Source organism: Mycobacterium sp. PO1, from assembly GCF_017312405.1.
Classification (GTDB): Bacteria; Actinomycetota; Actinomycetes; order Mycobacteriales; family Mycobacteriaceae; genus Mycobacterium.
Map to the genome: position 1 here is coordinate 1 of NZ_BLTG01000126.1, position 10,551 is coordinate 10,551.

General features: G+C 62.5%; 12 protein-coding genes and 2 tRNA genes. 8 read left to right on the forward strand and 6 right to left on the reverse strand.

Annotated elements, in window-relative coordinates:
* The coding region (locus J3476_RS26995) for an MmpS family transport accessory protein (protein ID WP_286183833.1) at positions 1-274 on the forward strand (274 nt) is incomplete at its 5' end.
* On the opposite strand, the gene J3476_RS27000 is transcribed toward J3476_RS26995, so the two are convergent.
* Complete coding sequence (locus tag J3476_RS27000) at positions 271-1,608, reverse strand: MFS transporter (RefSeq protein ID WP_207069350.1); 1,338 nt, start codon at positions 1,606-1,608, stop codon at positions 271-273. The two genes, J3476_RS26995 and J3476_RS27000, sit on opposite strands and share 4 nt — an antisense overlap.
* 25 nt (positions 1,609-1,633) lie before the next feature.
* On the opposite strand from J3476_RS27000, the gene cmrA reads away from it, so the two are divergent.
* Complete coding sequence (gene cmrA / locus J3476_RS27005; protein WP_207069351.1) at positions 1,634-2,440, forward strand: mycolate reductase; 807 nt, start codon at positions 1,634-1,636, stop codon at positions 2,438-2,440.
* A 70-nt stretch (positions 2,441-2,510) separates the two neighbouring features.
* On the opposite strand, the gene J3476_RS27010 is transcribed toward cmrA, so the two are convergent.
* Positions 2,511-4,115: a helicase HerA-like domain-containing protein gene (locus J3476_RS27010; RefSeq protein ID WP_207069352.1), complete on the reverse strand. Its 1,605-nt coding sequence runs from the start codon at positions 4,113-4,115 to the stop codon at positions 2,511-2,513.
* A gap of 81 nt (positions 4,116-4,196) precedes the next feature.
* On the opposite strand from J3476_RS27010, the gene orn reads away from it, so the two are divergent.
* A complete protein-coding gene (gene orn / locus J3476_RS27015) occupies positions 4,197-4,844 on the forward strand; it encodes an oligoribonuclease (RefSeq protein WP_207069353.1) in 648 nt (215 codons plus the stop codon).
* A 28-nt stretch (positions 4,845-4,872) separates the two neighbouring features.
* Positions 4,873-4,945 (forward strand) — tRNA-His (locus tag J3476_RS27020).
* Positions 4,946-5,071: 126 nt separating this feature from the next.
* On the opposite strand, the gene J3476_RS27025 is transcribed toward J3476_RS27020, so the two are convergent.
* The gene (locus tag J3476_RS27025) at positions 5,072-6,292 is read right to left on the reverse strand and encodes an Ig-like domain-containing protein (RefSeq protein WP_207069354.1); all 1,221 of its coding nucleotides are present in this window, start codon (positions 6,290-6,292) and stop codon (positions 5,072-5,074) included.
* 158 nt (positions 6,293-6,450) lie between these two features.
* Between J3476_RS27025 and J3476_RS27030 the strand changes: the two genes are divergently transcribed.
* The 4 genes from J3476_RS27030 (at position 6,451) to J3476_RS27045 (ending at position 8,958) form a co-directional block, all read left to right on the forward strand.
* Positions 6,451-6,526 (forward strand) — tRNA-Lys (locus J3476_RS27030).
* A gap of 175 nt (positions 6,527-6,701) precedes the next feature.
* Positions 6,702-7,388, forward strand: a complete 687-nt coding sequence (locus J3476_RS27035) for a hypothetical protein (RefSeq protein ID WP_207069355.1) — start codon at positions 6,702-6,704, stop codon at positions 7,386-7,388.
* Between the two features lie 8 nt (positions 7,389-7,396).
* Complete coding sequence (locus tag J3476_RS27040) at positions 7,397-8,620, forward strand: hypothetical protein (protein ID WP_207069356.1); 1,224 nt, start codon at positions 7,397-7,399, stop codon at positions 8,618-8,620.
* Between the two features lie 104 nt (positions 8,621-8,724).
* On the forward strand, positions 8,725-8,958 hold the full coding sequence (locus J3476_RS27045; RefSeq protein ID WP_207069357.1) for a hypothetical protein: 234 nt from the start codon (positions 8,725-8,727) through the stop codon (positions 8,956-8,958).
* Here the strand turns inward: J3476_RS27045 and J3476_RS27050 are convergent.
* The 3 genes from J3476_RS27050 to J3476_RS27060 form a co-directional block, all read right to left on the reverse strand.
* Positions 8,955-9,542, reverse strand: a complete 588-nt coding sequence (locus tag J3476_RS27050; RefSeq protein ID WP_207069358.1) for a hypothetical protein — start codon at positions 9,540-9,542, stop codon at positions 8,955-8,957. The genes J3476_RS27045 and J3476_RS27050 overlap by 4 nt on opposite strands.
* A 118-nt stretch (positions 9,543-9,660) precedes the next feature.
* Positions 9,661-9,840 (reverse strand): hypothetical protein, encoded by a 180-nt coding sequence (locus J3476_RS27055; protein WP_207069359.1) that lies wholly within the window; start codon positions 9,838-9,840, stop codon positions 9,661-9,663.
* Positions 9,841-10,278: 438 nt separating this feature from the next.
* Positions 10,279-10,551 (reverse strand): TIR domain-containing protein (locus tag J3476_RS27060; RefSeq protein ID WP_207069360.1); only part of this gene is annotated, 273 nt, incomplete at its 5' end.

Consider the following 10,551-nt stretch of genomic DNA (forward strand, 5'->3'; position numbering starts at 1 on the left):
GCCGGGCGCGACCGACACCGTCGTCTACAACGTCTCGGGTAGCGGCCGCGCGATCAACATCACCTACGTCGACACCGGCGGCCTGCTGCAGACCGAGTTCAACGTGATGCTGCCCTGGAGCCGGGAGGTGACGCTGCCGCAGCCCGGGGAAGATTCGGCCAGCATCAGCATCATCAACGTCGGCCGCGAGGTGAACTGCTCGATCACCGTGAACGGCACCCAGGTCGAACAGCGCACCGGAGCCGGGCTGACGATCTGCGCGGCGACGCGTTAACCGATGGACCGGCCGGTCGCCCGGCGATGGGGTGCGCGCACGCCGAGCATGGCCAGCAAGCCCAGCGCCAACACCACGATCAGCCCGCCCATACCGGCGCGGTCGGCGTCGAAGATGTCGATGAACAGCGAGAACAACCACGGAGCGAGGAACGTCGCGGCCCGCCCGGCGGTGGTGTAGAGCCCGAACGCGACGCCCTCGTTGCCGGGCTCCGTCAGGCGCAGCATCAGGGTGCGTGCCGAGGACAGAACCGGGCCGATGAACAGGCACAGCATCAACCCGCAGGCCCAGAAAGCGGCGGGCCCCGAGAGCACCAGCAGCGCCGTTCCCACCGCGATCATCGCGCTCAGCGACGTCACGATGACCCGCTTCGAGCCGAACCAATCGTCGGCGCGCCCGCCCAGCACCGCCCCGACGGCAGCGACCACCGAGGCCGCCACCCCGAACAGCAGCACGTCAGCCTGCGAGACGCCGTACACGGTGACACCGAGCACCGCGCCGAAGGTGAACACCCCGGCCAGGCCGTCACGGAACACCGCGCTGGCCCCCAGGTAGTAGACGACGTTGCGGTCGCGGCGCCATTCGTCCCGCAGCGCACGACCGAGTCGGCGGTAGGCGGCCAGCAGCCCGATCCGTTCTGCCGGTTCGCGCGTCACCGGCGCGGGAACCGAGACCAGCAGAGGCAGCGCGAACAACCCGAACCACGCGGCGACCAGCAGCATCGCGGCGCGGATGTTCTGTCCGTCGGCGGCGGGCAGGTCGAGCAGACCGCGCGTTTCCCCGCTGCCGTAGATGAACCCGACATAGACCACCAGCAGCGCCAGCACGCTGCCGAAATACCCCAGCGCCAAACCGAATCCGGAAACCGCGCCGGCGTTGCGCGGGGTCGAGAGCTGACGCAGCATCGCGTTGTAGGGCACCGTGGCGAGTTCGCTGCAGGCGGCGGTGCAGGCGAGCAGGATCAGGCCGGGCCACAGGAACCGCACGTCGTCTCGGATCAGCGCCATCGACGCCGTCAGCAGGACCACCAGACCCGTGAGCGCGGCCAGCGCCCGACGGCGTCGCGCGGGTGCGTCGACCCACACCCCGGTCAGGGGCGCCAGCACGGCGACCAGAAGTCCCGCCGCCGCCAGAGCGCGGCCGAGCCAGCTGGCCGGACTGGTCGGTCCGGGCAGGCCTTCGCCGACGGTGCTCGTCAGATACACCGAGAACACGAACGTGATGACGATCGCGTTGACCGCGGTGGCACCGAAGTCCCACAACGCCCAGGCCAGGACGCGCGATCGAGGTGCTGCGGCGGCTGACGCCTCGGTCGGAGGCGACGGCTGGCTCATGGGTGCCCACGATATAGTCCGGCCCATGCCAGTACCTGCCCCCAGCGCCAATGCCCGCGCGGTCGTCACCGGAGCGTCGCAGAACATCGGTGAGGCGCTGGCCGTCGAACTCGCCGCGCGCGGTCACCACCTGATCATCACCGCCCGCCGCGGCGAGGTCCTGGAGGCGTTGGCCGAGCGGTTACGCGAGCAGTACGGCGTGACCGTCGAGGTGCGCGCGGTCGATCTGGCCGACCCGACCGCCCGGGGCGAACTGTGCGACGAGCTGGCCGCCCGCGAGATCTCCATCCTGTGCGCGAACGCGGGCACGGCGACCTTCGGCCCTGTCGCCACGCTGGATCCGGCCGAGGAGCGGAAGCAGGTGCAGCTCAACGTGCTCGGCGTGCACGACCTCGTGCTGGCGGTGCTGCCCGGCATGGTGGAGCGGCGTGCCGGCGGAATCCTCATCAGCGGCTCGGCGGCCGGTAACTCGCCCATCCCGAACAACGCGACCTACGCCGCGACCAAGGCTTTCGCCAACACCTTCAGTGAATCGCTGCGGGGCGAACTGAAACCCGTCGGCGTCCACGTCACCGTGCTGGCACCGGGTCCCGTCCGCACCGAGCTGCCCGACCCCGGCGAACAGTCGCTCGTGGAACGGTTGATCCCCGACTTCCTGTGGATCGACACCGTGTACACCGCCAAGGTGTCGCTGGATGGGTTGGAGCGCAACAAGATGCGCGTCGTACCCGGCCTGACGTCCAAGGCGATGTCGGCGGCCAGCGGGTACGCGCCCCGGTCGGTTGTCGCGCCGATCGTCGGTGCCGTCTACAAGAAACTCGGCGGGAGCTGAGCCTCAACGGCGGCGAGGATTCAACGGCGGGTCGCGCTCGGCGAGGTTGGATTTCCACGGCGGGGAACCTTCAGCGGCGGCGCCGGCGCCCGGTGCCGAGGATGCTGCGAGTGATCTCGCGCCCGATGACCGTCCCCGCCGAACGCATCGCGCTTTTGAACGCCGGGCTGTCCATGACCTTGTCCAGCAACCCAGGCTCGGCCGGCTGAACGGGGTCGGGCATCGGCGGGATGCCGGGCAGCTCCCACATCGGTGGTAGCTCGGTGGCCGGCGGTACCGGTGGTAGCTCGGCGGCCGGGGGTTCCGCTTCGGGCGGTGCCAGCCGGGCAGCGAGCTGTTCGTACGCCGACTCCCGGTCGACCGTGACGCCGTACCGCGCCTGCAGGGCGCTGACCGCGGCGGCGCTGCCGATGGCGTCGGGCCCGATCGCGTCCATCGACGAACGCGGCGCGCGCATCCGGGTCCACGCCACCGGCGTGGGCACCCCCGTCTCGGAGAGCACCGTCACCACGGCCTCACCGATGCCCAGCGAGGTCAACACCGACTCCAGGTCGTAGACGTCGGTCTTCGGATACGTACGCACCGTTCTGGTCAGTGACTTCTGGTCGTCGGGGGTGAACGCGCGCAGCGCATGCTGGACGCGGGCACCGAGCTGACTCAACACGTCTTTCGGGACGTCGGTGGGCAGCTGGGTGCAGAAGAACACCCCCACACCTTTGGACCGGATCAGCTTGACCGTCTGCTCGACCTGCGCCAGGAAGGCTTTGGAGGCGTCGGAGAAGAGAAGGTGCGCCTCGTCGAAGACGAACACCAGCTTGGGTTTGTCGAGGTCACCCACCTCGGGCAGCGTGGTGAACAGATCGGCGAGCACCCACATCAGGAACGTGGAGAACAGCACCGGACGGGCGGCCTGGGCACCGAGTTCGAGCAGCGTGATCACGCCCTGCCCGGACGGGTCGACGCGCATCAGATCACCCGATTCGAGCTCTGGTTCGCCGAAGAACGTGTCGGCTCCCTCGGCTTCCAGGTTCACCAAGGCGCGAAGGATCACCCCGGCGGTCGTCGTGGACACCGCGCCCAGCGCCTTGAGCTGCGGCTTGCCGTCCTCACTGATCAGGTACCCGATCACCGAGCGCAGATCCTTGAGGTCCAGCAGCGGCAGGCCCTGTTTGTCGGCCCAGTGGAAGATCAGCCCGAGCGTCGATTCCTGAGTCTGGTTCAGTCCCAGCACCTTCGACAACAGGATCGGACCGAAACTGGTGATCGTGGCGCGCACCGGCACCCCGACCCCGGCTGTCCCCAATGACAGGAACTCCACGGGAAACGTTTGCGGCATCCAGCTGTCGCCGGTGTCGGCGGCCCGCGCAGAGATCTTGTCACCGGGCGCACCGGGGCGCGACAGGCCGGACAGGTCACCCTTCACGTCGGCCATCACCACCGGCACACCGGCCGCCGACAGCTGCTCGGCGATGACCTGCAGCGACTTCGTCTTGCCGGTGCCCGTGGCCCCGGCAACGAGTCCGTGGCGGTTCAGCGTGGCCAAGGGGATGCGCACCCGGGCGGTGGGATCACACACGCCGTCGACGACCACCGTGCCCAGTTCCAGCGCCGCCCCGTCGGCGGCATAACCTGCGGCGATCTGCTGAGCAGCCGTCGCCGTCGACTCCGCGCTCATGCTGGAACACTACTGGGCGGGGCACGCACTTCGGAGGGTGAAGTCAGCCCGGCCAGACCGTGGGGCTTACTGTGAAACGCTGTGCGCGACGAATTGGTGTGGATCGACTGCGAGATGACCGGGCTGGACCTCAAGTCCGACCTGTTGATCGAAATCGCGGTCCTGGTGACCGACTCCGAACTCAACGTCCTCGGCGATGGCGTCGACGTCGTCATCCATGCCGGTGACGACGCGCTGTCGTCGATGATCGACGTGGTGGCCCAGATGCACAACAAGTCGGGTCTCACCGAGGAAGTGCGGGCGTCGACCATCGACGTCGCCACCGCCGAGGAGATGGTGCTCGACTACATCCGCACCCACGTCAAACAGGCGAAGACAGCCCCGCTGGCGGGCAACTCGATCGCCACCGACCGCGGCTTCCTCGCCCGGGACATGCCCAAACTCGACGACTATCTGCACTACCGGATGATCGACGTCAGCTCGATCAAGGAGCTGTGCCGGCGCTGGTATCCGCGCATCTACTTCGGCCAGCCCGAGAAGGGTCTGGCCCACCGCGCGCTGGCCGACATCCACGAGTCGATCCGCGAGCTGAAGTACTACCGGCAGACGGCGTTCGTGGCCCCGCCGGGCCCGTCGACCGGCGAGATCGCCGACGTCGCGGCGGCGCTGGGTCCGGCTTCACCTGCGGATTCGGGTACTGATTCGATCGATGAGGGTTCCAGCAGCTAGTATCTAGCACGCCGCACACGCGGCAATGGTGGCTGTAGTTCAGTTGGTAGAGCACCAGGTTGTGATCCTGGCTGTCGCGGGTTCGAGTCCCGTCAGCCACCCGTTACCGGGAACGCCGTCTACGCAAGTAGGCGGCGTTTCTGCGTTCTGACCATCATCCGGATCCCGCGACGACGAAGCCCACCGCAGCGGCTGCGGTGGGCTTCGTCGGGAGCGATCCGGGAGCGTCAGACGTTGGCGTTGCCTTCCTTCCACTGCTCCCAGGGGATGTTCCAGTCGCCGAGGCCGTCGGTGCCCGGCAACGTCGAACCGACTGTGTTGACGATCTCCACGATGTCGCCGCGCTTGGAGTTGTCGTAGAACCACTGGCCGTTGCTGGTGCTGACGTTGATGCAGCCGTGGCTGACGTTGCTGTAGCCCTGGCTGCCCACCGACCACGGGGCGGCGTGGACGTAGATGCCGCTGTAGGAGATCTGGGTGGCCCAGTCGACCTCGGTGCGGTAGCCGTTGGGTGAGTTGACCGCCACGCCGTAGGTGGACGAGTCCATCACCATGTGCGAGCGCCGGTCACCGACGATGTAGACACCGTTGTTGGTCGGTGTGCTGTTCTTGCCCATCGACACCGGCATCGTCTTGACGACCTCACCGTTGCGGGTCACCGTCAGCGTCTTGGTGCTGTCGTCGACGGTGGTGATCACCTCGTCGCCGATGGTGAAGTTCGTCGACACGTTGTCCTGCCCGTACAGGCCGTCGCCGAGGTCGACCCCGTAGGTGTTGACCGACACCTCCACCGCGGTGCCCGGCTCCCAGTAGTCGGCGGGACGCCACCGGACCTCGCGGTTGCTCAGCCAGTAGAAGGCACCCTCGACCGGCGGGTTGGTCTTGACGGTGATCGCGCGCTGGGCGGCCAACCGGTTCGGGATGTTCTCGTCGAAGCGGATCGCGACGGGTTGACCGATGCCGACGACCTCACCCTCGTTGGGCAGGACGTAGGGCATCGTCAGGTTCTCCGGCGAATGCGTCTCGAACGTCATCTGCCGACTGGTGGCGCCGCCGAGGCCCAGCGATTGCGCGTTGAGCGTGTAGCTCTTGTTGTAGCCGAGCGGCTCGGTGGTCTGCCACGTCAGACCGTCCTCGGACAGCTTGCCTTCGACCTGCTCGCCGCTCGCGTTGACCATGGTCACCGCGCCCAGCACGCCGAACTCGGCACTGACCGTCACCGGGGAGTCGACACTGACGCCGACCGCCCCGTCCTGCACCGAGGAGGTGAGCTTCGGCACCAGCAGGTCGCCGTAGGGAGTCCCCTTGTCACTGATCACCTGCGGCGCAGGCGCCTCCGCCGGCCCGCCGCACGCGGTGAGCAGGAGCGCGATCGCAGGAACCAGGGCGGCGACGGTCAACCAGACTCGGTTGCGTCCCACACGGTTCGCCGTGCTGACCTGCCACATACTGCGCTCCACCTCACATACAGATTGATACGTCGAAAACACTCGGATCGATTCTACGGCTCGATTGTGACGGGTAGGCGACGCCGACGTCGCTTCCCGGTACCGCGCGGACATCGTGATTTCTCCCTGTGCCGCGGGCCTGTTATTGTCGCACACGCGCGCCGTTAGCTCAGTTGGTAGAGCAGCTGACTCTTAATCAGCGGGTCCGGGGTTCGAAACCCTGACGGCGCACCACACAGAAACCCTGCTTCGGCGGGGTTTTTGTCTTATAGGGGCGGTAGCTGGCTGTGATAGAAGTGACAGAAGTCAAGCCAGACGCTCCACAGACGCTCCACTCCGCGCGAGACATGCCGACACAGCAACGTGGCACGTTCCGCCATTTGTCGGCCGCGTTACTTACGATCCCCGCATGACTGGTAGCGAGACAACCAGCGGCGAAGCCATCAGCAGCCATCCCCTGCAGATGCATGGGCGCGGCGTGTTCTATTCCTTCTCCTTCGACCTCGGTCCAGGGCTGGACATTGCCGCATTGGCCCACAACCTGCTCGAAAAGGACATGGCGGCTGAGGCGGCGTCTCCGGCCAACGATGACATCCGTGTGCCCAAACGGGGCGCTGAGCTCGACCGGAAAGAAGACGAAGCTTATCGGATGTCCGAGTTTATTACAGAGATGTATTCGGAGGACATTTCATGGCGACGACTCTACCGACACAACCGCAAGTTGACGCTCAAAATAGCATGGCTCCAGCGCAATCAATTGATTAAATACTATTCATCACGCTTACTTTTCGGACACTCGGGCCAATCAGTTGATTCACCCTCGGATGATGACGATGACACTCCCGAATGGGTGGCAGAAAAAACGTCAAAGATGGCTGAAATTTCAGATGGGTATCGGGACATGCTCCTGGATGAACACATCCTAGGTGCGGCACGCATGAGACTGGAACAGAGCCTGTATTTCCCTGGATACCTAGAAACGGATCCACCCTTCATTCGTGTAGAAATGAATCCGGTTTATTACTCCGATAAAAGCCATTCTGACACTCGAATAGAAATATCTTTATGGTGCACCGATCAGGAATCGCTATTCTGACTTTTGCAATGCCGATAGCCAAGACTTTCGGAGTGCCAGAAGCTTACAACTATATGCAAGTCGGAAAACGCGGATTAACGAAATTTTCTATCTCGGTTCCCATTATGGGAAAAAGTGATAAGCCCGTCAGCCTCATCGACACTGAAGCCATTCTCTGGACTACGGACCACAGCGGACTCGAATGGTTAAACGCGCAAATCCCCGCAAGTCACGTCACCACAAACGTCTTTACCGTGGATTCCATCTTCGAACGCTACTGGCATGCAATTCGCGCAATTGCGAAAAAACAGAGGAATGTTTACGACAGTAAGAGGGAGCTACTTCCCGGCTGGCGGTGCCACACCACGCTGTTCCAAGGCCACCCGGCCTGTGGTTGTAGCGGCTCCGAGGCGAAAGTAGTTCACGAAGCCGAATTTGTGCAGATTATGCTTCGCGCAAGCATCAATATTCCGCTCCAGCAAGATACGCGTGAGCGATTTCTAGAGAACCATTTACAGGAGTCCATCGAAGAACTTTGGCTAGCAGCGGGCCACTCCATTCACACAATATGGCCCGGCTACAAAGTCGACTACATCCGCGATCTGAGAACAATAATTGCTATCGAGTCCGCAATACTTCAGTATCGACAGCTGCAAGCGATTGACCACAGAACTGTTGTCGAAAGAAAAGCTAAAGATAAGCATCTTTTCTCCGCTCAAGACCAGCTGGCGGTTAGTCTTCAAGAGTATGGAAAAGTATTACTTGCAGATCAAAATGGACATAGAATAGTAGCCGGATTAGCGGAGAGGCTACAGACGCCTGATCTGTATGACCGCCTAAACAATCGAGTTAAGCTGCTGGAAAGCGTCGTAAATACTCGATTCTCACGGCTTCAATCGCGTCGTTCTCTAGCAGTATCTATCATAGGCGTAACGATCGTTCTGGCTCTATTGTTACCCCGTGTACGAGAATTTATAGAATTTGCAGAAAGTATTGCGCCCACTAGACCATTGATTCAATCTGTAAACAATTTCTTAGGTACCGGAAATGGAGCTAGCCTCGTTATCTACGGAGCAATTCTTCTAGTTGCGTTGTTATTCTTTGCAACTTTTCCAACACCACGGTCATTCTCGGGTCGACGTAGCCGGCGGCCAACAAAATCTTTCGGATACGCAACGAAGGGAACGCTCGTATTAGAGACCGACGACGACGACGACGACGACGACGACGACGACGACGAAAAGTACCACTAGTCCAGCCACCCGGGATGGAATGTTCCGCAGCCTCAGCCAGCCCGGTTGGCGTGTCGACAGAAGCTCGTTGGCACAGTAAATGAACTCCGTCTAGCGTCTGATCCATGACCAGCGATGCCGACGAAATCTGGGTACCAATCGAGAGTGTCCGCATGGAAGATGCAGTGATCACAACGGTTCTGGATAACGATCACGCCTGGCGCGTCGCCAAGCGCGTGTGCGAGGGGGATTCGCAGGCCGGGTCGGTATACGCGCTGTACAAGCACGCCGACGATCCCACGCCAGCAATCAGAGAGCCCGAAGGCACACTCATTCGAGTGATTCGAAAATCGGTCTAGCTCGATCGGCGCATCGAGACCACATTGCCCACCGATGCCACCGGGCGGCGCAACGGCGCAGCCTTGCCGGATTCCTTCGGGATGAACGCCGCGTAGCGGGTCATCGTCGTCACGTAGGATTCATGGCCAAGCCACTCGCTGACCCTCATGTAGTGCTCACCGTTTATCAGCGAAATCGCGCCGAACGTGCCGCGCAGGTCATGCCAGTGAACGGGCGCGATACCCAACGCCGCCGGGGCGGGATGGAAGTAGTTTTTCGCGAGCGAGGCCAGATTGACCGGCACCGACCATTTGTAGCCAAACGACGGCGCGCACTGGATCGCCACGGCGTGCGGGTTGGGGCGGGTATAGCGCCGATCCGGCTGCCCGGCTCGATTGAGTCGCGCGTTCGGATTGATCACCAGTGGACGCACCGGCTCTATTTCCCCCCGAACCAATCCCGCTGGAAGCTTCTCGGCGCGCCCGTATCGGCCAGGAAACAGCACAGCGTTCGGGTCACCGGCGTTCGGGTCACCGGCGTTCGGGTGATCGTTGGACGTTTTTGTCGTTTCATAGAGGCTGTTTGGGTATACGGGTGTACCCAAAGGTGTGAACCCAATCAGTTGGGTCGATCATCTCCAGTCGAAGACCCACTGACTGCGAGAAAAGGACCTACTGGGACATGTTGGAGAACTTGCACCGTGGAAGAGAGCACTGGGCGTGCTAGAAGCCGTAGAGCTGCCCCAGCCCTCGACCGAACTCCGCAACGGGCATTCGGTGGAACCCGCCGGGTTCCACCGCGGCAGTCATGAAGCCCGATCCGGCTGGCACTCTCTCGATCGCCGGATACAGGCCGAGATACTCCTGCCCTTGCTGTCCAGGCACGTCATCGTCGATCGGCATGATTGCGATTGGCCCACCCTTTGACCCGTCGAAGTAACCCAACTCCCATGGCATCCACTTCGACATAGGCGAAGACGTCGAGTTCGCGTATATCAGCGAAGTGCACTGCCCCATGCGCTCTCGGAGCAGGGAGGCAGTCTCTGGGGTAACTTCAGACCGGTTCAGCTGGCGATCGACAATCCAGTCGATGTACACGCTGAGCCCTTGCTTCTCAAGATGGTTGGCTATGCCAAGAATGAGTGGAGCATCTTTGAAGCTATGACTCAAAAAGACATCGAACGTCTCTCCAGGGAATACGCTCGCGGTTCTGGTGTTCAAGGCGTCTCTGGCGTTCGCGTAGCCGAGAGACGCGGTTCTCTGGCGGCCAGCCAGTTCTAAGTCGCTTCTACGAAAGTAGACCACTCTTAACCTATTCTCTATCCGATATTTCGAACTGTCTTAGCGCGATGCATAGGCGCGATCGACCCAAGCCCCTAGATTCTGATAGCCGTTGTCACGGACCCAGTCGTAGGTTGGAACCGTACTAGGAAGCGGATTGACGCCCATCCGATCGGGCCGGCGATTAAAATCTAAGATATTGTGGATATATATCCCAAGCAATCCATTTCCACGCGCAAGGCTCTCGCGGATCTCATAGTTGACCCATCGCCTGTTAGAGGTCTCAGCGCCAATTAAGACAGCCGTCACGGTTGTGGCGAGTCCCCGATCCTG

Coding starts and splice junctions, on each gene's coding strand:
- J3476_RS27040 (WP_207069356.1), top strand. CDS start 7,397: ATGCCGATAGCCAAGACTTTCGGAGTGCCAGAAGCTTACAACTATATG.
- J3476_RS27025 (WP_207069354.1), bottom strand. CDS start 6,292: ATGTGGCAGGTCAGCACGGCGAACCGTGTGGGACGCAACCGAGTCTGG.
- cmrA (WP_207069351.1), top strand. CDS start 1,634: ATGCCAGTACCTGCCCCCAGCGCCAATGCCCGCGCGGTCGTCACCGGA.
- J3476_RS27045 (WP_207069357.1), top strand. CDS start 8,725: ATGACCAGCGATGCCGACGAAATCTGGGTACCAATCGAGAGTGTCCGC.
- J3476_RS27000 (WP_207069350.1), bottom strand. CDS start 1,608: ATGAGCCAGCCGTCGCCTCCGACCGAGGCGTCAGCCGCCGCAGCACCT.
- J3476_RS27010 (WP_207069352.1), bottom strand. CDS start 4,115: ATGAGCGCGGAGTCGACGGCGACGGCTGCTCAGCAGATCGCCGCAGGT.
- J3476_RS27035 (WP_207069355.1), top strand. CDS start 6,702: ATGACTGGTAGCGAGACAACCAGCGGCGAAGCCATCAGCAGCCATCCC.
- J3476_RS27055 (WP_207069359.1), bottom strand. CDS start 9,840: ATGCCGATCGACGATGACGTGCCTGGACAGCAAGGGCAGGAGTATCTC.